Genomic DNA, 22,325 nt, shown 5'->3' with positions numbered 1-22,325 from the left:
TGCTTCTGAAGCTCTTGCTTTTCCTCTGACGTTAGATAGTTTCTGACTCCCATGGCTTATTCCAGAATTTTAATGTATTATACGCAGTTTAGATGACTAACAGCTTAATGATCAAATATTGGGCTATTAGCAAATATTTCAGGAATCTAGATTTCGACATGAGTCTCATTGTGAGACAGTGCCTTCAGTATTTTTCGAGGTGCCCTCTAGTTCATCTCGGAATAACTCCCAAGGAATAATGTCATTGAGATATTTTAAGGTTTTATTTTTGTTGAGCAATTCCTGCTGGCGTTCCTCAAAGTCCCAGAATCCTTTTTGTCCCATAGTCTTGATGAGAAGTGAGTAATTTATACTGTCTATGATCTCATCTTTTTGTGTCTATCGACCATCTCTTTAAAAATCAAAATACTAATGATCAAATATTGGACTATTAGCAAATATTTCAGGAATCTAGATTTCGACATGAGTCTCATTGTGAGACAGTGCCTTCAGTATTTTTCGAGGTGCCCACTCCTTAAATCTCACGACAAAAACTTAACCAAAAGGACGTTTACTTCTTGCCTACCGAGCTAGGTTGGCCCACTGTCGGCTTACTTAGGCAGCATGAATCAACCGTATAATACGCCTCCTTTGCCAATAGTAACAATTAAGATTTTTTGAAATATAAAGTCATCTTTGGGTACTTTTATCGCTCTCCAAAAAAACAGACCTAGCTTCGTTTGGGTCTTTAATTTCGTGAAAGTCTTTTGACGTTGTAGGGATAACATTTTTAGGGGAGTCGTCCTCGGCCTTGTTAGGTAAGGAATCTAGGGGCTGACTGGGTAAAGGATCTGACTAACACGAGGTCTGATGATAGGCGTTGAGATCGGCTTAATAATTGCTATTGTTTCCTCAAAACCATGGCGTAATGGGATATAAGTAGCCTAGGGTATGGCCGTCCTTCCTCTGACAAATTATCTGCAATCATGATGCTCCCTAACGTGTCTTGGCTAGGGATGCCGTCATGGGGCCAATGCCGTCTATCCGTGTAGGTTCATCGTTCAATCGATTCATTGTTCAACCTGTGAAAAGCATGAAATGGTTTACGTTTGTCCTGTTGTTGGGCCTTTGGACAACGGCCTGTCAGCGGACGCCCCCGGTTGCGGTGGAGCCGGATAATCCCGATGTGGCCATCACCGAACCGGAGGTGACCGAACTAGACGCCGAGGATCAAACTCCCACGCCGGAACCCGCGCCAGAGCCGGAACCCGATCCGGGTAACCCCATCAAGGCGGGCACCGTGCGGGCCGAACCCTCTCTGCGAATCCACATCGCCCCCGGCACGAATACGCCTGTGATCTACGCGGCCCCCAACGGCACTCGGCTAGAGATTTTCGCCGAAACCGCCATGGGCGATAGCATCTGGTACCAGGTGAGGAGCAATCTATCGCCCCGGCTGGGTTGGGCCTATGGCGGCAACATTGTGGTGGATGGCCAGGAAAATCTGACCTCGGACCGTCCGACACCGCCAGAACCACCACCCCCGACGGATAACCTCTCGATGACCTGCACCGGAACGTTCTCTAACGGGGCAACCTTCACCGTCAACTACAGCCGCGAGTCGGGCTTTAGCCGATTTACCCTCACCTCCGGTAATGCCGAGCCAATGACGGCCAGCCTCAGCTATTCCGGCACCACCGATGCCCAGCACGGGGTTTGGAAGGGCCAACTTGGCGAATCGGAGGTGCGGGTGGATCACCTGTCTAACCAAGCCGCCAAACCGGGGGATGAGATCACCGTGCTCTACAACATCTTTAACGGTCGAACGGTGTGCCGCTAATGGGGCACGTCCACAGGTACCTCAGATCCCAGGGCTCTACCGTGGGGTTTGCCGCAAGGCATGTTGGGGCAGATGGCAACGGTTGATAGAGCACCATGACCTCTATTGACGCAACAGGGCTGGACGTGATCACTCCCGACCTAACCCCCCAGTGTGGTCTTAAACAGTTCCATCACCTGTTCCCAGGCATCTTGGGCAGCGGCGGCGTTGTAGCTGTAGCGCTGGTCGCAGAAAAAGCCATGCTCGGCCTCTGGGTAGCGGAAAATTTTGTGGGGTACCTGGTGGGTTGTTAGGGTTGCTTCGAGTTGATCGACCTCCTCCAGGGGAATCAGGGGATCTTTTTCGCCAAAGAAGCCATAGACGGTGCCGCTAATCTCAGGAGTGCGGCTGAGGGTGGGGGCACCGCCGCCCGGAGTGCTGTTGACAATCCCTGCCCCATAGAACGAAGCCGTGGCCCGCACCTGGGACAGCGTGGCGGCGAGGTAGGCCACATGGCCCCCAAAGCAAAACCCCATGCAGCCCACCCCCACGGGACGCACATTTTCCTTCAATAGCAGGGCATCAATCGCCCCCTGTATATCGCGGAGTAATTCTTCAGAACGGGTGCCCATCTTGTACTTGCGGCCCAGTTCTAGAGCGTCTTCGGTGTAGCCCACCTCAAAATTGGGGGCTTGGCGATGGTAGATGTGGGGCGCAATGGCCACATAGCCCGCTGCGGCAAGGCGTTCCGTCACTTCGCGGATGTGGCTGTTGACCCCAAACACCTCTTGGATCACCACAATGCCGCCAAACAACCCCTCGCGGGAGGGCTCGGCTAAATAGGCCGGAATTTGCACATGACCGCTGTTAATCGAAACCGTCGCGCTACGCACCAGGGAAGACATGGCGGATGGGGGTGAGGAACAATCCCTACCTTACCGCTGGAGATGGGGCGAATGTCAAAAATTATTGCGTTGCCCCGTCGCACCGCAGGGAAATCGTTGAGTTTCGGAATTTTCGTCCTAAATTAGCAGTACCGCCGATGGATCACCTGAATATCGGTTCTCACTCGATTCATCACAACGCGGCCATGCAAGGGAGGTAAATGCGGTGGTGCAGTTCCATATTCAGCCCGATAGCGACATTCCCGCTTCGACCCAGCTCTACGACCAAATTTGGTTTGCCATTGCCTCCCGTCAATATCCGCCGGGGTATCGCCTGCCCAGCACCCGCCAACTGGCCATGCACACAGGGCTACACCGCAACACCATCAGCAAGGTCTATCGCCAACTTGAGGATGCTGGCGTCGTGGAGGCCATGCCGGGATCAGGGATTTACGTGCGGGATCAAGGCGTGGGGGAAAGTGCGCGGCCCCAGTCGGCCCTGTGGGATGAGTTTCCCCAGGCCCGCAACGTAGTGGAATCGGGCCTGGATGAACTGCTGCGCCAGGGCTGTTCCCTCAACCAGGCACGGGAGTTGTTTTTGGCGGAAATTGACTGGCGGCTACGATGCAGTGCGCGGGTGCTGGTGACGGTACCCCACCAAGACATCGGCGCGGGCCAACTGATTGCCCGAGAGCTAGAAGCCGCCCTGAAAATTCCCCTGCAACTGGTGCCCCTAGAGGAACTGGAGGTGGTCCTGGCCCAGGCTCGGTCGGGCACGGTGGTCACCAGCCGCTACTTCATCAATGAGGCCGAGGCCATCGCCGCCCCCAAGTCCGTGCGGGTCATCGCCGTGGATATTTACGACTATAAAAAAGAACTGAGCCTACTAAAGGATCTACCCCAGGGCACCTGCCTCGGCATGGTTAGCCTCAGTACGGGCATTCTACGCGCCGCTGAAGTGATTAGCTACAGCCTGCGCGGCGACGGCATCCTAGTCATGACGGCCCAAACCGAAGACCACTACAAGCTCGATGCTGTGGTGCGCAGTGCCCAAACCATCGTAGTGTTTGACGAAGCCAGCCTGCCCACGGTGAAGAACACCATCGCCGCTGCCCGTGAAGACCTGATTCGCCCCCCGCGCCTCGTCGTGTGCGACAACTACATTGGCGAGAAATCCATCAACCTGCTCAAACGGGAACTAGGACTCGATTAATCCTTACCATTGCCATCCGTAATGCAACGCATCCCCCAAAGAGTAGATGTACGGTTACAACGGGCAAAAATTTCGGGCAGGTTATAAAGAGTATTTTGCTGTGGTTTAGACATCGCTTTTTTAGCGTATGTTTCAAGCGTCCCGCCCTCCTGAAGAAGGGTTTTCAAACGACCATCCACGGGTTCCCTGTCTTTTCATCCGTTTCCCCTGCCATGAACAAAGTCCTCATTGAATCCATTCAAGCGTCTGATGGCCGCTACCTAAGTGATATCGAACTACGCCCCCTAGCCCAGTTTGTTGCCTCCTACGAAACTCGGTTCACCACCTACGCCGTGCTGAAGGAGAAAAGCGAAACCCTCGTTCTCGGTAGCCTGCGCCGCCTCATGCAAACCTCCCACCGAAAAGTGATCACGGAGCATGGGTCAAAGTGCCAGCGCGACATGCTTTACACCCTTCAGTGCATCGCCCAGGCCATCATTCTCGACGACTCCCAGGGGTTCATCGAAGAGTATGTGCTGTGGATGCAAAACATCACCCGTGCCCTCCACAAGGAAAGCTCCGCCATTGACGCCTATCGAGCCCTTCAACAAGAAGTATCCGCCACCTTTCCCGCCGAGGGATCCTTACTCATTAACAATCACCTCGACAAGCTGATCGACGCCTTTAGCCGCGGCCTTTAATCTGGCCCCTCAGTCAAATTGAGGATGACCCACTGGGGGAAGCCCGTTTGGGGGCAAAAGTTTTGCCAAAACTGAGCCAAAATTTAGGAGAGAATAAGACCCTAGTGCCTTAGCGCCGCTGAGCGACGTGACGGGCTCCCTGTGGATAGGGGAAACATTGGATAGGGGAAATATCGTGAATTTTCAGTCTGTCATTGCAACGCTAAACGACTTTTGGGCCAAACAGGGCTGTGTGATTGTGCAACCCTACGACACCGAAAAGGGCGCAGGCACCAAAAGCCCCCACACCTTTTTGCGGGCGCTGGGGCCAGAACCCTGGGCCGTGGCCTATGCCGAACCCTGTCGGCGTCCGGCAGATGGCCGCTATGGCGAAAACCCCAACCGCTACCAGCATTATTTCCAGTACCAGGTGTTGATTAAGCCCTCGCCGGACAATATTCAGGACACCTACATCGAGTCGCTGCGGGCGCTGGGCATTAAGCCTGAAGACCACGATATTCGCTTTGTGGAAGACAACTGGGAAGACGCCGCCGTGGGGGCCTGGGGCGTGGGCTGGGAAGTGTGGCTCGACGGCATGGAAATCACCCAGTTCACCTACTTTCAGCAGTGCGGCGGCATTGATTGTCGGCCCGTGTCCATTGAGCTAACCTACGGCCTAGAGCGACTCACCATGTACCTGCAAGAGGTGGATGCCATCGCCAAAATTCAGTGGAACGACCAACTCACCTACGGCGACATCTACATGCAGGCGGAGATCGAAAACTCCACCTACAACTTTGAAGCCTCCGACCCCGAACTGCTGTTTCAGCGGTTTGAGCTGTACCAAAAAGAAGCCGAGCAACTGATGGATCGCGGCCTGGTGCTGCCCAGCTACGACTATGTTCTCAAGTGCTCCCACACCTTCAACCTGCTGGATGCGCGGGGGGTGATTTCCGTCACCGAACGCACCCGCTACATTCGCCAAGTTCGCGCCCTGGCCCGCCGGGTAGCCCAGCTGTACCTTGAACAGCGAGAAGCCCTTGGATTTCCCCTGCTCAAGGCCAGCCCCACAGCGGTCTAGGATTCGGGAAGTTTGCTACGGTGATAGGGGATAATTCTGGGCGGTGGGCCACGGTGTCTACCAGGCTGAATTGTCCCACAAACCTGTGGCTGGAGGACGGTGTTCCATGGCCGATGACGACTTAGATGCACTCCTAACTGGCGCATTGCAGGGGCGACGATCCCGTAGGCCGGATCTGTCGCCAGGATTGCGAATGTCCGATGTTCTCACCATGCCGGAGGATCAGCAGGCCATCGTGAATTGGCTGATCCGCCATTACGAAGCCACCCCCATCGACCTTGCCACCCAGCTTAATCAGCCCCTTGCCCAGGTGCAAACCCGCCTGGATGAACTGCTAGATCAGGGCTATGTCTACACCCTCGACCGCCAGGGAAACCTCTACTACCGGGTGAAGCTGGCCCCAAAATCGGGCCGCCAGATGCCCACCGATGTGTGGCAGGTTTTGGATCGCAATAGCGAACAGGCCAACGTTTTTATCTCCTATTCCCGTCGCAACAAGGACTTTGTGCAGCAGATCCACAGCGCCCTAGAGGCCACCGGGCGAGAGGTGTGGGTCGATTGGGAGAGTATCCCCGTGGCCGGAGACTGGTGGCAGGAAATTCAGCTCGGCATTGAACTGGCGGATACCTTTCTATTTGTGCTCAGCCCCGATTCCGTAGCTTCTAAGGTGTGTGGGCAGGAAATTGAGGAAGCCCTGAAGCACAACAAACGCCTGGTTCCGCTGGTGTTTGAGGAGGTGCCGCCGGAACAGGTACACCCAGAATTGGCTCGCCTCAACTGGATTTTTCTGCGCCCAGAAGATAACTTTCAGCAGGGCTTTCAGCGGCTGATCGCCGCCCTCGACCAAGACCTCGACTATGTGCGCACCCACACCCGCCTGCTGGTACGTGCCCTTGACTGGGAGCGCCACGGCCAGGACCATAGCTACCTCTTGCGGGGATCAGACCTTGCCCGCGCCAACGAACACCTCGCCCAGGGCATTCACCAAGAGCCTCGCCCCACCGCCCTCCACCACCGCTATGTGCGGGCCAGTGCCGAAGCCGAAGCCGCCCTACGAGATAGCGATCTGGGCCGACAATCCGCCATTCTGGCGGAACAGCGCCGTTGGTTGCGTATCGTCACCGCGATCTTGGCGGTGGCGGTGGTTATCGGGCTCTTCAGCGGTACCCTGCTCTACCAGGCACGGCAGGCCCAAGCCCAGGCTGAACTCGGTCAATGGCAAGCCCTCTCCCAACTCGCCGAGGTGTTGTCACAGGCCAATGGGGTGAATGCCGCAGACGATCCGGCTTGGGATGCTCTCTTCGCCGCAACCCAGGCCGGACAGGTCTTTCAACGGTTGCCCCAGGCCATGCAAACCCCAGTCCGACAGACCCAGACCCAGCACCTTTTGCAACAAGCCCTCGCCGCCACGCCAGTGGCCCAGGCCATCAGCCCCAATCTGGATGTATCAACCTTGCTACAACGCAGTTGCACCCAACTATCGGGCCATGTTCCTCAGTTTTCCCCACCGCCGTTCTCACCTTGTGGGACGTAGAGCGCATCAACGTAACCATTCATATCAACCAATTCCTAGCCCTGCATCCAGCTAGATAGGCGCAGGTGGGCGATGGTCTCGATTTGGCTGAGGGCGGTGGCTTTTTCGGTGGCGAGGTCGTGGTCGAGGCGCTGAGTGAAGTTTTCCAAAATGGATGCTTTGGTGTGGCCTGCCACGGCCAGGATAAAGGGAAAGCCAAACCGATCTTTGTAGCGCTGGTTTAGGGATTGGAAGCGCTCGTATTCTGCCGCCGAAAGCTGGCTTAGCCCCGCCTGACTTTGCTCTGCCACAGAGGCTTCGGCCATGGCCACACGGCTACCCAGGTCGGGGTGGGCTTTGATCAGCGTTAATTGATCCGCATCGGTCATCGCTCGAACAATCGCCACCATTTTGCTGTGCAAATCCGCCACAGAAGCAAAGGGCCGCTGGGCCCAAACCTGAGCGGCAATCTGCGGTGTGTCTTCAAAGGCGGGGCCGATGGCTTGGACAAATTCGGCCTCGGTCATCTGGTTAAGTTGGACGAGGGAGTAGGGCATAGTCGATTACGCAGAAACCAACAACGGGGCCACCACCACGATGGCGCTAGAGCCTCGGTACACAGTATGCCAGGAGAAGAACAAGGCAGGACCAAGAAAATAACACGAGCCGTATCTCCAAGAACGGTACCAGCCACCGGGGGAAGCAAAATGACCAAGGTCGGGCCTGTGGGTCAATTCGCGGGAAAGCTGCCATGGCAACCGAAGCCGCAGGAGGCCAAGGTACTGGTGAATCGGTTGTGATCCGAGAAGATCCCTCTCGCGGGCATTGATCGGGCGACTAAGGCGGCTGAGATTGGACAGCGCTTTAGGCTGGGTTAGGCTTCCCCCACCTGGGCGACGGGGCGGATGGTGCGGTAGCGGTCGTCGCGGATGCGGTCTAGGACGGCCTGAATGTTGAGGGAGGGTTCCCCCAGGGTGTTGAGCAGGTGGGAACCGAGTTCTAGGGCGGCCTCAAATTCGGGCTGCACCACTTCCCGCGCTCCCAATTGGGTGAGCACGTCGATTTCTTCGTTGGTGTGGGAGCGGGCAATTACATCGAGGTCGGGCACCCGCGCCAGGGCACGCTGGAGCACGAGGCGGGTGGTGGCGGGGTCGGGTAGGGTGATGGCCAGAGCCTTGGCGGTGTCGAGGCGGGTTTTGTCGAGCACCAGTTCGTTGTCGGCGTCGCCATAGACAAAGGGGATGGGCACCAGGGGCACATGGCGATTGCGGAGGCGTTGCACGGCGGTTTCGCTGTTTTCCACCACCAGCACCGAGTAGCCCCGGCTGAGTAGCACGTTGACCAGCACCTCCCCCACGCGGCCATAGCCCGCCACAATCACATGGTCGCGCAGGTCGGCGGGCACCGACAGCAGCTTGGGTTCCTCGGCCCGGTTGAGGATCTCCTTCAGCATGGGCAGGCGGTGGAGGAGATCCACCATGCGGGGAGCGAGGGCAATCCAGAGGGGCGTTAGCATTAGGGAAATGGCGATGGTACCCAGCAGCAGGGTGTAGCGGTTTTCAGTAATCAGGCCCATTTCCAGGCCACCCAGGGCCAGCACAAAGGAAAATTCCCCAATTTGGTTCAGCCCGAAACTGGTTTTAACGGCGGTGTTGAGGGAGTAGCCGAACCCCAGCACAATGGGCAAAATGACTAGCGCCTTACCCACCATAATCAGCGCCACCAGTTCCAAAATGGTGCCCAGATTGTGGAAGATCAAAACAGGGTCGATCAACATGCCGATGGAGGCAAAGAACAGGCAGGCAAAGGTATCGCGCAGGGGCAGAATTTTGCCGAGGGCTTGGTCGGCATAGTCAATTTCGGAAATCATCAGCCCTGCCACAAAGGCTCCCATGGCAATGGAGAGGCCCAGCTTTGAAGTCACCCAGGCCACCCCCAAGCAGAGGGCCACCACCGTCAGCAAAAACAGCTCGCTGCTTTCGGTGGCGGCGATGTGCTGAATCAACCGAGGCACCACCCAGCGGCCTAGGGCAATGGCCCCCGCCAAAAAGCCCAGAATCTTCAGCAGGGCTAATCCCAAGGCTAGACCCACGGCATCGGGCTGATTCAGCACGGGCAGCAGGGCCAGCATTAACCCTAGGGCCAAGTCCTGGGCAATCAACAGACCTAGCATCACCTGACCGTGAACGGTGCTGGTTTCGCCCCGTTCCGTCAAGGTTTTCAGCACCACCGCCGTGGACGACAGGGACAACACCAGTCCTAGAAAGATTCCCTGCAAAGGGGTGCGGGCCGACCCCGACAGCAGCGACACCGAGGCCACCAGCAGCGTCGTTAACCCAATTTGCAGCACACTGCCCTGGAGAGCAATGGCCTTCACCCGCTTCAGTTCCGTCAGGGAAAACTCTACCCCCAGGGCAAATAGCAGAAAGGCAATCCCTACCTCGGCGAGAGCCTGAATTTGCTCCACATCGGTTTGCAGCCCAAAGCCGAAGGGGCCGATGATTAACCCCGTTAGCAGATAGCCCAGCAGGGCGGGTTGCTTCAGGCGATGGGCAATGTAGCCCCCCATGGCCGAGGTGCCCAGGGCCAGCGTGAGATCTAAGACAAAATTCGGTTCGGCGGTCATAGGGGGATTGGAGGACGGGGGGACGGGGAGATGGGGAGATGGGGGACGTAGGGGTGAGGTCTCCTCACCCACCAATGCCGGGGGTAAGCGAGCCGGATTGGGTATTAAGGAGCGTTCTCTCTAGAGAGTTTTCTCGAAATGGGTTCCCCTAAATTATGACGTTTTGTAGCGATGGAAACCAGAATGGTTAGTTCGGCTAAAGTGCCTGAAAAATCTTGTTCTCAACCCAAAGTCAGTCGATATGATTTGGGCGTAGCTGCCTTGTCCTGCCCCCGTGCCAAACCCTAGCCATCCCGCCGACCTCCAGTCCCTCAAGCCCCTGGCCCGAACGGGGGACGTTCGCGCCATCGAAACGCTGTTAGACCAGTCCTCTGCCGATCCTAAGCTGCGGTTTGAAGTGTCTCGGCGAGGCGCTACCCTTTACGTCTTTCTCACCGTAACCGGGGGCGAGACTCCAGCGGCCTATGCCTCGGCGGTGTATGACGTGGTGGCTGACCTCGCGCCCCACGGCCTGGATCGCCTGGAGGTGATCGACGGCACGGATCGGCCCCAGGCGGATCGTTGGCGGCAACCCTTTTACCTGCCCGCCGGGGATTGGGCCGATCCCCCCACATCATCCACGGTCACTGAAGATGCCCCCCAATCTGGGCGACAATCGCCCCAATTGCCGGATTTCCTTCAGCCCGCTAAGCCCGCCCCCGATCCCATGTCCCCCGATGCCGATCTGGTGCTGCCTGTGCCGCCCCCGGTCATGGGAGAACGGGCGACGGCGTTGGTAAATGCCCTATCCCGGTCTAGAAAACTTAAGGGAGGTCTAGCGTTGGTGGTCTTGGTGGGTCTGGGTTTGGGGCTAGGGGCAGCGGTAGCCCAATGGCGCTATGGCCAGCCCGATTCCCTCGCGCCCCTGTCCTCCGAGGTTAGCGCCCAGGAAGCAGCCCCAGGTTCCACACCACCCGATGGCTTTTCGTCAGACAGTCCAGCTACAGACAGTCCAGCCCCAGGTAGCCCATTTACAAACAGCTCAGACTCAGCTACCGACTCCCAGGCCAAGGCCCCAGAGGCGGATCCCGCCGCCGCCCCAGAACTCGGCATTTATATCGATGGCATTAACGAACCAGAGGCCGAACGATCGGCGGAATCCGTGGCCGCTGAGGCCAACCCCGCCCCGCCCCAACTTACTCCCATCTTTGCCCCTAGCCGCATCACGGCCCTCAACACCGATGCCCTCCAAGCGCCCCCCACCCTCACCATCAACGCCGTGGGAGATGTCATCCCCGGCACCAACTACCTCACCTATCGCCTGCCCCAGGATTGGCAATACCTGTTTGGTGGCATTCAATACCAGTTGCAGCAGGCGGATATTGTCTTTGGCAACTTTGAAAGTACCCTCACCGAAGTGCGCAACAGCCCCAAGGGCACGGGCCGCGCCAATGTCTTTGCCTTTCGCACCCCGCCTTGGTATGCCAGCGTGCTGAAGGTGGCAGGCTTTAACGTGATGAGCGTGGCCAACAACCACGCCTTCGACTTTGGCGACCAGGGCTTTATCGACACCATGGCCAACCTAGAGCAGGAGGGCATCAAAGCCGTGGGCCGCAAGGGGGAAATTGTCTACAGCGAAGCCAAGGGGCTAAAACTAGCCTTCATTGCCTTTAGCCACCTCAACCAGCACAACACCGTCCACGACCTGGATGCCGCCGCCGCCCTAGTCCAAGAGGCCGAACAAAACGCCGACATTGTCGTGGTGTCCTTCCATGCTGGAAAAGAGGGCAGCGACGCCACCGCCACCCGCAACCAAACGGAATATTTTCTTTCGGAAAATCGCGGCAACGTCGTCCAATTTTCTCGCACCGTGGTTGACAACGGGGCCGACCTCGTCCTCGGCCATGGCCCCCACGTTCCCCGCGCCCTTGAACTCTACAACAACAAGCTAATCGCCTACTCACTGGGCAATTTCCTCGGCTATCGTACCCTCTCCACCGCTGGCCATCTGGGCACCTCCCTCATCCTCACCGCCAACCTAGATGGCAACGGCGACTTCACCAGCGGGCGGATTGTCCCCGTCGCCCTGGATCGCAACGGCGTTCCCTACCTCGACGACCATTTCAAGGGGGTCGTGCTGGTGCGTTCCCTCACCCGCCAAGACTTCCCCGATACCCCCCTCACCATCGACGACGAAGGTTACATCTGGCGCACCCCCTAACCCAGGTGCTGCCACCCCACCTACGAGATATCCCGGCTTTTCGACGTTGTGCCAGTCAGCCAAGGATTCCCCACCTAAAATCAGGCTAGGGTAGGAAAATAGGTTAGGAAAAACAGTAGTCGTCTGGCTGGGTAGGTCTTGGGATGGTTCTGCGCAATGTTGGGATGGGCCTTGGTGTGGTGGCCCTGGGGCTGGTGGCCTGTAGCCCGTCGCCCGATGCAGCCGGGGCAGATTCCGCTCTAGCGCCGACACGCCCCCCTGTCTACGAAACTCTGAGCCTACCCTCGGCGACGGTGCATTGGGTCACCATCTCCGACCCGGTACGCTATCCCGTGCGGGTGGCGGTCACGGAGAATCTCACTCTCGTGGAGGCCATGGCCGATCAAATCTGTGGGGCGGACTGCGCGGCGGCGATCAATGCGGGCTTTTTCGACCCCAACAACGGCCTCACCACGTCGGCGGTGGTCATGGACGGCGAGTTGGTGGCCGATCCTCGCCAAAACGACCGTCTGGTGGGCAATCCCGATCTAGCCAGCTATTTAGACAACATCCTCAACCGCTCAGAATTTCGCCGCTACACCTGCGATGGAATACCCAGCTACGCCATCACCTTCCACCAAGATCCTATTCCCGATGGCTGTGTCCTAGCGGAATCCGTGGGGGCTGGGCCTCAATTACTGCCAGAAAGCACCGCCATCGAAGAAGGGTTTCTCGACCCCGCCACGGGCCGCGATGCCATCGGTAGCCAAGCCGCCAACGCTCGATCCGCCGTGGGCATTACCGCCGAGGGGGCCGTAGTGCTGGCGATGGTAGCCCAGGTGCCGGGGGTATCTCCGTCGGGCTTGAGTTTGCCCGATTTAGCCGACCTGATGGCGGAACGGGGCATTGTGCAAGCCCTCAACCTAGATGGCGGCAGTTCGTCCACGTTGATCGCCAACGGCACCACCCACTACGGACGCCTCAACCAGGCGGGGGAAAGGGTGCAGCGTCCAGTGAAATCAATCCTCTGGGTGAGTTCGCAACCCGCCGTTGACCCTTGATTGGCTAGACTGAAACCCTATTCAATCTAATCATTGATTGCAGCACTCCGGACAGTTTGAACTGGTAACGGGTCTGACGATGTCTCACAGCACCCATCAACGTCTGGTGCAGCGCCAAGCCTTCCCTGACCTTTCCGCATCAAGCGTGATAGTTGGATTTGGTGGGTCGGCCAGGGGTGGTTCCAACTGAAGGATGAGACAGGGGTGGCTCCGCTGGGAAATGTCCTCTGCTAGATTAGGGAGTGCTGTTTGAATCGAAGGGTTTAGCGCCTGTGGTTGCCGTAAACGATATCTACCTGCTGCGCAACATTTGGTACCATGCCATGCCCAGCACCGACCTCAGGCGTGGGACAATGGTGGCCAAGACCCTTCTGAACGAGCCGATTTTGTTTGGCCGCACCAACCAGGGCAAAGCCTTTGCCATTCGCGACATTTGCCCCCATCGGGCGGTACCCCTTAGCTGCGGCTGGTACGATGGCGAGACCGTCCAGTGCTGCTACCACGGATGGCGCTTTGATGCGGGGGGCAAGTGTGCCGAAATTCCCTCCCTGATGCCAGATCAGGAGATGGACTTGAGCCGCTTTGATGTGCGGAGCTACGAGGTCAAAGAAGTTCAGGGCAACATTTGGGTATACATCCCCGACCCCGACCGTACCCAGTCCCAGCCGCCCCGGTTTGATGTGCCCAGGGTGCCCGGTTTTGGCGATGAGGTGGCTCCCAACGTCACCTACACCATGCGCTTTCCCTGCTACATCGACCATGCGGTGGTGGGGTTGATGGATCCAGCCCATTCGCCCTTTGTCCATCGCTCCTGGTGGTGGCGGGGCGGCGCCCTGAATGACGAAATCAAATGGTTCGACCCCTCGCCCTACGGCTTCACCATGCGCAAACACCAAATGCCGGAACACATGGGCCGAGGCTATTGGCTGATTGGCGGCGTGCCCGAAAACGAGATTATCTTTTACCTGCCGGGGGTGCGCACCGAGGAAACGACGACAGCGAAGCATCGGGTGGTGAACCTGACGACCGTAACGCCCCTAACCGACGACCAAACCGATGTCACCTTTCAGTTGTATTGGGATATTCCCTGGGGCAACCTGCTGAAGCCGATTTTGCCGACCCTGATTCGCGCCTTTTTGGGGCAGGATCGCGATGTGGTGATTAAACAACAGGAGGGCCTAAAGCACGAATCGGTGCTGCGGCTAATTAAGGACTCCGACACCCTAGCCCGCTGGTACTATCAGCTTAAAAAGGAATACCAGCGATCCCAGGACGAAACGCGAGAGTTTGTCACCCCGGTGAAAACGCAACTCCTCAAGTGGCGGGCCTAGTCGTTCAACTCAAGGGTGCGAAGAGCACGAAGGAGAGGCTTGATATTATTTGAGAATTTTCGCCACCCTCAGTAGATCACCGACATTCCGGCACTGGTTCGCTAAAGTAGGAGGGCTTCAAAGCCTCTGGAATTGAGCAATTCAGCCATTGAGATGGGGCGGGTTGTGAAGCCCATAGCCATCGCGGGGGTCTGCTTGCCCTGGAGTCCCCAGTGGGGGCGTACCCAATTATGGATCAACCGCTGAACGTCCAAACTGCGCTGTAAGCCCTCGGTGGTCTTGGCATAGAGATTTTGGCGACGGCGATAGGCACTACACCGTCGCCGAAGGGCCGCATTGTTCGCCTCATTGTGATTGGCGTGAATGTCAGATGCCGGACTCAGGGCGGTGAAAGGATGATCCACCTTGAGCCAAACCACTCGCCGTTGCCCTTGAGAACCCTTAATTTTGATGGCCACTTCTAAGGAGATTTCCAGGAAAGAAATTACCCTGAGATTGGGCGAATGAGGATATCCCACTTGGGCAACAGGGGGTTGCGCTCTAAGCGTTCCTCAATAGCCACCATGGCCTGTTTGGTCAGGGAAATTCCTTTTTGATAAAGCGATGAGTTGAGGCGGATGACCGGTGTTTTTTGTTTCGGCGTTGCTGAATTACGAGATGAATCTAGGAGGAACCGGAACATCCTCAAACTTGAGGTGGTGAAGTAACCATCGAACAGAGTGAGCCAGCATGTCTAGGGACTTGGCGTAGCACAGCGTTTTGCGATGTAGCCGAGCTAGATAGTGGCGTAAGCGAGTGTTTTCACCTTCAACCCGAGTCATATCGGTCTTGCAGACCATCTGATCGCCCTCCGGAATGAATCCGGGAGATACCCACCAGCCATCCGTCACGTAGAAATAGCCATGCCAAGCCGCGACGATAGACCAGAGTGGGGCAAAGGTTTTGGCACTATGGTCGCCTAAGACCCAGCCTAAAATCCCCTGCTTAAAGGGGTCAACGGCTGTCCACAGCCAAATTTTGTTTTTTTTGAGCCTACAAAGGTTTCCAACTCGTCGAGTTCGCCGACCTCGGGTGTTGTTTCGGGATCGTAAGCATCCGGGAGGCGTTCACCAACTTGCTTCACCCCAGCAATAACCGTCGTATGATGCCCCCCTTTGACCCGCTCAACCCCTCTAAACCCGAGGCCGTTGGTGTACATCTTGAGACACTCACGTCGGACTTCATCGGAGTACCCCCGGTAGGGTTCGTAGGCATCAATAAACTGACGACCGCAAGCGACACAGATGTGATTTTGCTTACCTTTTCTCTTGCCATTTTTACGGATATGAGTGGCTCCACATTCCGGACATTGCATTGCAGATTACCCTAATTCATCTTTTAATTATGCAACGCCCAAAAACGGATGCTCTACCCCCTGACGCCCTCGGGGGTCTTGCAGTTCGGCAAAGTGCGCTTCCCACTGCTCTTGAATGGAGGCCGCATCGGTGGCAGCGCCTAAGGGCGGTTTGGACTGTATCAGAGCGAGGAGAAAGCCGGGTAACGTTCCTGCCGCATCGGTGGCAGCGCCTAAGGGCGGTTTGGACTGCCCCGCTTTAGTGGTCTCTTTGTGGGAAGCAAAGCCTTGACTCATGAGGACTCGCGTAGGGTATTGGGTATGCAATACCCCTAGCATATTACAGACCCATTTTTCTTGCGCTTACCCTGCTCACTCCCCCCTACACCTCCAAGTACAACCCCATCGAGCATCGCCTGTTTCCCCATGGCTCACGGGCTTGTCAAGGCATGATCTTCGACCGGGTTCAGACAGTTCGAGACCTCATCGCCCAGACGACGACACGAACCGGACTGAAGGTGTTGGCCGCCATTCTCGACAAGCCCTACCAAACCGGGCGAAAGGTGGCCAAAGACTTCAAGTCTACGATGTCCATTGTCTTTGATGATGTCCTGCCACAATGGAACTACACTGCCGTCCCAGAAGTACAGGTTATTTAATCCACATTCCTTAGCGTCTGCCTGGGTGAGCCAGGGCGAGGAGACCGCCCCCCTATCGAAACTTAACGAAGGCTGGTCAGGAATTCAGAACTTTTGTGAGAAGACATTTTAAGACTTTGTTACGATGGTTACGAATGCCATTGCGCACCAAGGAGAACCATCCACCATGCCCCATAGCCAAAAGCCCATCGTTATCTCCCCTTCCATCCTATCGGCAGATTTTAGCCGCCTAGGCGAAGAAATCAAAGCTGTTGATGAAGCCGGGGCCGACTGGATTCATGTGGACGTGATGGATGGTCGGTTTGTTCCTAACATCACCATTGGCCCCCTGATTGTGAACGCCATTCGGCCCTATACCCAAAAGCCCCTGGATGTTCACCTGATGATTGTGGAGCCTGAAAAGTACGTGGCCGACTTCGCTAAGGCCGGGGCCGACATCATTTCCGTCCACGCCGAACACAACGCCTCGCCCCACCTGCACCGCACCCTGGGCCAAATTAAGGAACTGGGCAAGCAGGCGGGTGTGGTGCTAAACCCCTCCTCGCCCCTGTCCCTGATCGAGAACGTCCTCGACCTGTGCGACCTGATTTTGATCATGAGCGTCAACCCCGGCTTTGGCGGCCAGAGCTTCATTCCCACCATGGTGCCCAAAATCCGTGCCCTGCGGGACATGTGCGACGAGCGCGGCCTCGACCCCTGGATTGAGGTGGATGGCGGACTGAAGGTGAACAACACCTGGCAAGTGCTAGAAGCCGGAGCCAACGCCATTGTGGCCGGGTCTGCGGTGTTCAACGCCCCCGACTATGCCACCGCCATCGAAGGCATCCGCAACAGCAAGCGTCCCACCCCCGAACTGGCAGCGGTGTAGGGCATTGAAGCGGCTAGTGACTTGCTCTGTCCCTGGTGTTACAGGTCACGAAATCAACCCAAGATTGCTGAATCCATAGCAACCTGAATCACCCAAATAGGCATGGACATCATTGTCCGTGCCTATTTTTACGGTTTGTCGGGGGTAAACTAGCCGGATTTAGGGTTAGTAGCTGAGTTGCTCGGATTCGTAGGTGTGGGGTTCGATGTGGATGGTGGTGCGGGCGGGGCCATAGAGTTCTTCCAGGCGGGCTTCCACGGCTTCGGTGATGGCGTGGGCGGCTGCGACGCTGGTGGGCTTGACGACCAAGTGCATGTCGATGAACACCTGACGACCCAGCAGCCCCCGTGAGGCGATGCTGTGGCAGTTCACCACCCCCGGCACCTTCATCACCTGAGCGTGGATGGCCTCTGGGGCAATGGCCATTTCGTCCACCAGCCAGGGCAGGTTTTCCCGCAGCACCGTCCAGCCGCTTTTAAACACCAGCAGCGCCACCGGAAAGGCCAGGGCCACATCCAGCCACTGAATACCCTGCCAAATGCCGATCAATCCGGCCATCACCACAATGGTGACCCAAATATCGCTCATGGTGTGGCGGGCATCGGCGATCAGAATTTTGCTATTGAGGGCAATCCCCACCCGCCGTTCGTAAAAGGCCACCCCGATGTTGATGCCCAGAACAATCAGCATGATCCACAGAGCCGTTGGCCCCATGGTGACGGGTTCGCCCCCGGTGAGCAACCGCTCGATGGCGCTGGTGAGAATTTCAAAACAGGCAATGCCCAAAAAAGCCGCGATACCCAAGGCACCAATGGCCTCAAATTTGTGGTGGCCGTAGGGATGGTCGCGATCAGGAATAGGATTGGCGAGGCGGTTAGTGGCCAGCCCCAGCACGTTATTGGCGCTATCGGTGACGCTATGGAGCGCATCGGCCATCAGGCTGAGGGATCCGGTCATGGTGCCCACCGTGGCTTTTAGAAAGACTACCGTTAAGTTCAATCCTAGGGTAATCAACAACACCCGCTGGACGGCTTGGCGATGGTCGCCCCCCCCATCGGCCTGTGCCTGTGCCATGGCTCCCTCCCCAACTCCTAAACGCTTGGCTAGCTGCGAGATGACCGAGCCTGAACCAAGCGAGATCTGTGCAGTCAGCCGCCCCCAATGTACCCCGTGTGCTGCGGATCTGAACCAAATCTGAACAAAACAAAAACGCCAATCCTGCTATGGCGGACTGGCACTCAGCACTCAGCGCTATGGCTGTCATGCATCGTGGCCAGCCGTTGCAGACAGTCCTCTAGGGCGACCCGCACCGATTCGTGGGTATATTCGTCGTCGGGGTGGGGGGCTTGCCCTGGCTTTTGAAAATGGGGCCGTTCGTCGTAGAGGCGACCCCACAGCACATCGGTTTGATGCACCAGATCGTAGAGCGTTTCCGGGGAAGCCAGCACTGTCTCCAGCAAGTCCTGCACCGCCCCAGTGGGGTTATCCAGGTGGCGGCTGAGTCGGACAGAATCATCCTCTAGCCAGCGAATCAGCACCTGCTGAAGGGCACCTTCCAGGTCGTCCAGATTCGCCTTGAGGCATTGCACCGCCTCGGCCTGCACCTGCACCAACTTGGGCACGGGGGATTCCCCCTTCATAAATCCACCCGCTTCTTGACCAATGACATCGGCCAAGGAAAAGGGCCGCCCCCGCCGAATGTCCTGCTGAAGGTCGGCATCGGAGGGAGAGAGGGACGAGTCTTCGCCAGCGCTGAGGGGGTCGGGCATGGTCAATACCGTGATGATTTCGCTGCTGATGGATGCGCTGCTACGCCTTGGTACACCCCTCGTTCCCAAGCTCTGCCTGGAAACGAGGGGGAAGCTGACCTATTCGTACAACCAGGAGGTGGCGCTGGTTTTCCAGGAGACCAGCTCCGCCGCTGTGAACCAGAGGGCAATTTCGGCCTCGGCGGTGTCGGGGGCATCGGAACCGTGGATGATGTTGCGGCCCACAGTGAGGCCCAGGTCACCCCGGATGGTGCCGGGATCGGCCTCTTGCGGCTTGGTGGCACCGATGATTTTGCGGGCGGAGGCGATTACATCTTCCCCTTCCCACACCATCGCCACCACGGGGCTAGAGGTGATGAAATCCACCAGTCCGGCAAAAAAAGGACGCTCCCGGTGAACGCCGTAGTGCTTTTCCGCCAGTTCGCGGGGCACCGCCATGAACTTCATTCCCACCAGGGTGAAGCCTTTTTTCTCAAATCGGCCAATGATCTCGCTGATCAGGCCACGCTGCACGCCGTCGGGCTTAATCATCAAAAAGGTGCGTTCCACAGATACGGGCTCCTAACGTGAAAACGGTACGTCAAAACTGTCGGACAAAACTGTCAAACCTTCTCTATGCTCAGAAACGGTGGCCACTTTGTAAAGGATTTGCCCAGAGTTTTTGTCGTTGCGCCCAGCGCAGGCATTGGACTGTTAACCGCTTCTAAATTCTTAGAAGCCTTTCTGGAAAAGGATTTTGAGTCATTCTCAGCCAAACAGACAAAACCCTTGTGAGGAGACCGCGCCCTTACTCGATGGCGGCTTCGAGGCGTTTAGAGGTTTTGGGGAGCCAGAAGGACAGCCCTAGGCAGAGTAGGCAGAGCCCAAAGGCAATCAGCAGGGTGTGTTGCATGGCTTCTAGGGCGGCGGTTTGGAGAATATCGGGTAGGGCGGGTTGCACCGCATCGGGTAGGGTCGTGAATAGGGCTTGGCGGTCGCTGCGGCGCAGGGTTTGCAGGGCGGTTTGCAGAGTACGAATGGCCTGACGGCGTTGGGCGGGGTCGAGGGTTTGCCCCAGTTCCGCCAAAATACCGTCCACAATGCGAACGGAGGCAATCCCCACTAGGAGGGTGCCCAAAATGCCACGCCCTAGGGAGGCTCCTAGGTTTTGGAAGGGACGGTAGACCCCACGGGCCTCGGCCTTTTCGTTGTCCTGGGTATCCGTAAAGGTGAGGGAGGTGATGTAGGTGGCGAAGATGCCCGTGCCCAGGCCCATTACCACTAGGGCGGGCATGAGGCTGATCAACGTGAGCTGATCCTTAAGGCTGGCCCAGAGCCACAGAATCCCCAGGGCTTTGATCCCCAACCCCCACTGGAGCAGCGAACGATGGGGTTGACGGGGGCGGCGTTTGGCCAGGGCCACCAGCACCCCAATCTGGGCTAGGGTGAGGGGGGCCACCACTAGAGAGGTTTGCACCGGGTTCAGCCCCGCTACCGCCGGAATGAACTGAAACAGGTTGAACTGAACCCCCACATGGAGCAGGGTATGGAGGGTGCCAATGGCGAGGCCGAGGGCATAGATGCGGCGATTCAGCACCCCCACCCGCAGCAGCGATTCCTCTCCTCGACGGATGCGCTGCCGCTCCCAAAAGGCCAGCAGCCCCAGGCAAATCATGCCCGCCGCCAGCAAAACGGGGACGATGGAAATCCCTAGGGGGGCCAGCCAAAACCCCTGGGTTTCTGGGCTACCTTTGGGCGTCCACCAGCCGAGGTCGGCAGCGAGGCTGAGACCCACCAGGGTGCAGCCAAACCCCACTACCGACAGCAGCCCCCCCACCCAGTCCACCACAATGGACGAAGTGGGCTGATGCCTCAGCAGGGGCCAAGCCAGGACGGCAATGATGGGAATCAGCCCCAGTTCCAGGCCAAAGGGCCAGCGCCAACCCAGGTGAAAGGCCAGCACCCCGCCCAGAATTGACCCCGTTAAGGATCCCACTACACCTGCCAGGGTGAGCGCCAGGAGGGCATACTTTTGGATCACCTCATCCTGGTAGCGGCCATCCATCAAGGCCACGGGGGTGCTCACCAGCACCGAAGCCGCCAACCCCGTACATCCCGCTAAGCCCAGGGTAAACAACCCCATATCACCACTGAGAACCACCAAAACGAGGCCCAAGCCAAACAGGGCCAAGGCTCCGTTAAACACCCACTTGCGCCCTAGCCGACGGCTCACGTTCTCGGCGGTGGGGGCAAAGGAGGCCGTCACCAAGGACATCAAAACCAGGGAGGACTGGACATAGCCCACCGTTGAATCAAATTCCTGTACCAGGGGCGGCATAATCGGCGGCACCACCCCCACGGTGTAGGACAGCATAAAAAAGGTGAGGCCCAGGCCAATGGGGCCACCCCACCGATCTAAAAACGAAGAGTCTGACAACGAGGCTTGCAGGCGCATGGTTGGGGGGCTCCACTCGGTGATCGGACAACCTAATCTTGTTACCCGTCACTATGGCCCCTAATCATAACCTCAGTTCGGGTTAAGCTCTGTGGCTCTATGCCCTGGTAGCCCTCACCCCCAGCCCCCTCTCCTTCCTGGGCTACTAAGTACACACAAGTCATCGATGCTGACCTTGCCAGGGATTGATCCCCCCTGGCCCCCCTTGAAAAGGCAGGGTGGTTTCATACCAATAAAGAAAAAACGTAATGGATCCGATTAGCCCAATTTCTGAGGGCTTGGGGCACGGTTCGCCAGCCTTGCCGTCGGGCCAGGGTAATGGCAAAGGTATTGAAAATACTCCAGGTGACGGGGGCATGGCCGCCCCGCCGGGGCGGGTAATCCTCCTCAAAGGTGACATCTTTGACCCAGTGCAAGCCGTTCTCAATCTGCCAATGCTGCTGACTGGCGTGGAGGAGGTCGGTTGCCGTCCAGGGGGCACTGCCGAGGTAGTAGACCGTTTCGGAAAAGGGTTTTTGGTCGCGTTCGCCGCTGCGGTGAACCACCCCGACCCAGGCGAGACCGGGCCACTGGGCCTGCAACGCCGGGGTGGGCGGGAAGATCTGGGCCTGTCGTTGAACGGAGCGCCCGTGGGAGGTATCCATCTCGGTGGCCTCGTCCTGCGGGGAGACGGTGGTGGCGATAACCTCAATGGCGGCGTGAGCGTGGGGGCGATTGCCTTTGACAGGCAATAGATAGTGCTGATGGGCGGCCACGATGGTTTCAACGGTCGCCGCCGTGGTGTGCAAGGCATCCAGGCTGAGGGTCTGACCCGGGGGCAACTGGGGTAAGACCTCGGTCATCAGGGCTTGGGCGACATGAATCTCACTGGCCTTGGCATTCTCCATCCGCCGCAGATGGATCACCCCCAGATGACG

General features: G+C 57.6%; 20 protein-coding genes and 1 pseudogene. 10 read left to right on the top strand and 11 right to left on the bottom strand.

Annotation, left to right across the window (positions count from 1 at the left end):
* The first annotated feature begins 1,072 nt into the window (after positions 1-1,072).
* A complete protein-coding gene (locus tag H6G62_RS20625; protein ID WP_190498650.1) occupies positions 1,073-1,819 on the top strand; it encodes an SH3 domain-containing protein in 747 nt (248 codons plus the stop codon).
* A 140-nt stretch (positions 1,820-1,959) separates the two neighbouring features.
* Here H6G62_RS20625 and H6G62_RS20620 read toward each other — a convergent pair whose 3' ends face one another.
* A complete protein-coding gene (locus tag H6G62_RS20620; RefSeq protein WP_190498648.1) occupies positions 1,960-2,703 on the bottom strand; it encodes a dienelactone hydrolase family protein in 744 nt (247 codons plus the stop codon).
* 205 nt (positions 2,704-2,908) lie between these two features.
* Between H6G62_RS20620 and H6G62_RS20615 the strand changes: the two genes are divergently transcribed.
* From H6G62_RS20615 to H6G62_RS20600, 4 genes are all read left to right on the top strand, one after another.
* On the top strand, positions 2,909-3,895 hold the full coding sequence (locus H6G62_RS20615; protein WP_190498646.1) for a GntR family transcriptional regulator: 987 nt from the start codon (positions 2,909-2,911) through the stop codon (positions 3,893-3,895).
* 212 nt (positions 3,896-4,107) lie between these two features.
* Entirely contained in the window at positions 4,108-4,575 is a 468-nt protein-coding gene (locus tag H6G62_RS20610) for a hypothetical protein (protein WP_190498644.1), read from the top strand.
* 175 nt (positions 4,576-4,750) lie between these two features.
* Complete coding sequence (gene glyQ / locus H6G62_RS20605; RefSeq protein ID WP_190498642.1) at positions 4,751-5,635, top strand: glycine--tRNA ligase subunit alpha; 885 nt, start codon at positions 4,751-4,753, stop codon at positions 5,633-5,635.
* 106 nt (positions 5,636-5,741) lie between these two features.
* The gene (locus H6G62_RS20600; RefSeq protein ID WP_190498640.1) at positions 5,742-7,169 is read left to right on the top strand and encodes a toll/interleukin-1 receptor domain-containing protein; all 1,428 of its coding nucleotides are present in this window, start codon (positions 5,742-5,744) and stop codon (positions 7,167-7,169) included.
* Positions 7,170-7,204: 35 nt separating this feature from the next.
* Here H6G62_RS20600 and uraD read toward each other — a convergent pair whose 3' ends face one another.
* Positions 7,205-7,705: a 2-oxo-4-hydroxy-4-carboxy-5-ureidoimidazoline decarboxylase gene (gene uraD / locus H6G62_RS20595; RefSeq protein ID WP_190498638.1), complete on the bottom strand. Its 501-nt coding sequence runs from the start codon at positions 7,703-7,705 to the stop codon at positions 7,205-7,207.
* Between the two features lie 317 nt (positions 7,706-8,022).
* Positions 8,023-9,774 carry a cation:proton antiporter gene (locus H6G62_RS20590; protein ID WP_190498636.1) on the bottom strand — a complete coding sequence of 584 codons (1,752 nt, stop codon included), beginning with the start codon at positions 9,772-9,774 and terminating at the stop codon, positions 8,023-8,025.
* 274 nt (positions 9,775-10,048) lie between these two features.
* Here H6G62_RS20590 and H6G62_RS20585 point away from each other — a divergent pair, with 274 nt between their 5' ends.
* The 3 genes from H6G62_RS20585 to H6G62_RS20575 all read left to right on the top strand — a co-directional run bounded on the left by H6G62_RS20585 (position 10,049) and on the right by H6G62_RS20575 (position 14,345).
* On the top strand, positions 10,049-11,974 hold the full coding sequence (locus tag H6G62_RS20585) for a CapA family protein (protein WP_347239395.1): 1,926 nt from the start codon (positions 10,049-10,051) through the stop codon (positions 11,972-11,974).
* 143 nt (positions 11,975-12,117) lie between these two features.
* A complete protein-coding gene (locus H6G62_RS20580) occupies positions 12,118-13,014 on the top strand; it encodes a phosphodiester glycosidase family protein (protein WP_199325151.1) in 897 nt (298 codons plus the stop codon).
* Between the two features lie 272 nt (positions 13,015-13,286).
* Entirely contained in the window at positions 13,287-14,345 is a 1,059-nt protein-coding gene (locus H6G62_RS20575) for a Rieske 2Fe-2S domain-containing protein (protein WP_347239394.1), read from the top strand.
* Between the two features lie 101 nt (positions 14,346-14,446).
* Here H6G62_RS20575 and H6G62_RS20570 read toward each other — a convergent pair.
* From H6G62_RS20570 to H6G62_RS27425, 3 genes and pseudogenes are all read right to left on the bottom strand, one after another.
* Positions 14,447-14,809, bottom strand: a pseudogene (locus H6G62_RS20570) (IS1 family transposase); the annotation flags it as partial.
* Between the two features lie 186 nt (positions 14,810-14,995).
* Positions 14,996-15,699 (bottom strand): IS1 family transposase gene (locus H6G62_RS20560; protein WP_242052187.1). Its coding sequence is split into 2 segments (ribosomal slippage): positions 14,996-15,375 and positions 15,375-15,699, totalling 705 coding nucleotides; the frame shifts between segments, so codons are not numbered across the junction.
* Between the two features lie 27 nt (positions 15,700-15,726).
* Positions 15,727-15,975: a hypothetical protein gene (locus H6G62_RS27425; RefSeq protein WP_199325150.1), complete on the bottom strand. Its 249-nt coding sequence runs from the start codon at positions 15,973-15,975 to the stop codon at positions 15,727-15,729.
* Positions 15,976-15,992: 17 nt separating this feature from the next.
* Between H6G62_RS27425 and H6G62_RS20550 the strand changes: the two genes are divergently transcribed.
* Both H6G62_RS20550 and rpe read left to right on the top strand, forming a co-directional pair.
* A complete protein-coding gene (locus H6G62_RS20550) occupies positions 15,993-16,337 on the top strand; it encodes a hypothetical protein (protein ID WP_190498651.1) in 345 nt (114 codons plus the stop codon).
* Between the two features lie 166 nt (positions 16,338-16,503).
* Positions 16,504-17,205, top strand: coding sequence for a ribulose-phosphate 3-epimerase (rpe, locus tag H6G62_RS20545; RefSeq protein ID WP_190498630.1), 702 nt, complete (start codon positions 16,504-16,506; stop codon positions 17,203-17,205).
* A gap of 165 nt (positions 17,206-17,370) precedes the next feature.
* Here the strand turns inward: rpe and H6G62_RS20540 are convergent, their stop codons facing one another.
* The 5 genes from H6G62_RS20540 to H6G62_RS20520 form a co-directional block, all read right to left on the bottom strand.
* Complete coding sequence (locus H6G62_RS20540) at positions 17,371-18,279, bottom strand: cation diffusion facilitator family transporter (RefSeq protein ID WP_190498628.1); 909 nt, start codon at positions 18,277-18,279, stop codon at positions 17,371-17,373.
* Between the two features lie 164 nt (positions 18,280-18,443).
* Positions 18,444-18,974, bottom strand: a complete 531-nt coding sequence (locus H6G62_RS20535; protein WP_190498626.1) for a hypothetical protein — start codon at positions 18,972-18,974, stop codon at positions 18,444-18,446.
* Between the two features lie 99 nt (positions 18,975-19,073).
* Positions 19,074-19,523, bottom strand: coding sequence for a nucleoside-diphosphate kinase (ndk, locus tag H6G62_RS20530; protein ID WP_190498624.1), 450 nt, complete (start codon positions 19,521-19,523; stop codon positions 19,074-19,076).
* Between the two features lie 238 nt (positions 19,524-19,761).
* A complete protein-coding gene (locus H6G62_RS20525) occupies positions 19,762-21,408 on the bottom strand; it encodes an MFS transporter (protein ID WP_190498622.1) in 1,647 nt (548 codons plus the stop codon).
* A gap of 224 nt (positions 21,409-21,632) precedes the next feature.
* On the bottom strand, positions 21,633-22,325 hold a 693-nt coding region (locus H6G62_RS20520), incomplete at its 5' end, for an ISAs1 family transposase (RefSeq protein ID WP_190498620.1).

This window comes from Phormidium sp. FACHB-1136 (genome assembly GCF_014697375.1).
GTDB lineage: Bacteria > Cyanobacteriota > Cyanobacteriia > Phormidesmidales > Phormidesmidaceae > Nodosilinea.
Note: the sequence above shows the minus strand (reverse complement) of the source record. Positions and strands in the feature narration are given on the sequence as shown.

Bases quoted from the DNA above. Each gene is read 5' to 3' on its own strand.
- H6G62_RS20625 (WP_190498650.1), top strand. From the start codon at position 1,073: ATGAAATGGTTTACGTTTGTCCTGTTGTTGGGCCTTTGGACAACGGCC.
- H6G62_RS20620 (WP_190498648.1), bottom strand. From the start codon at position 2,703: ATGTCTTCCCTGGTGCGTAGCGCGACGGTTTCGATTAACAGCGGTCAT.
- H6G62_RS20610 (WP_190498644.1), top strand. From the start codon at position 4,108: ATGAACAAAGTCCTCATTGAATCCATTCAAGCGTCTGATGGCCGCTAC.
- H6G62_RS20600 (WP_190498640.1), top strand. From the start codon at position 5,742: ATGGCCGATGACGACTTAGATGCACTCCTAACTGGCGCATTGCAGGGG.
- uraD (WP_190498638.1), bottom strand. From the start codon at position 7,705: ATGCCCTACTCCCTCGTCCAACTTAACCAGATGACCGAGGCCGAATTT.
- H6G62_RS20590 (WP_190498636.1), bottom strand. From the start codon at position 9,774: ATGACCGCCGAACCGAATTTTGTCTTAGATCTCACGCTGGCCCTGGGC.
- H6G62_RS20580 (WP_199325151.1), top strand. From the start codon at position 12,118: ATGGTTCTGCGCAATGTTGGGATGGGCCTTGGTGTGGTGGCCCTGGGG.
- H6G62_RS27425 (WP_199325150.1), bottom strand. From the start codon at position 15,975: ATGAGTCAAGGCTTTGCTTCCCACAAAGAGACCACTAAAGCGGGGCAG.
- rpe (WP_190498630.1), top strand. From the start codon at position 16,504: ATGCCCCATAGCCAAAAGCCCATCGTTATCTCCCCTTCCATCCTATCG.
- H6G62_RS20540 (WP_190498628.1), bottom strand. From the start codon at position 18,279: ATGGCACAGGCACAGGCCGATGGGGGGGGCGACCATCGCCAAGCCGTC.
- H6G62_RS20535 (WP_190498626.1), bottom strand. From the start codon at position 18,974: ATGCCCGACCCCCTCAGCGCTGGCGAAGACTCGTCCCTCTCTCCCTCC.
- H6G62_RS20525 (WP_190498622.1), bottom strand. From the start codon at position 21,408: ATGCGCCTGCAAGCCTCGTTGTCAGACTCTTCGTTTTTAGATCGGTGG.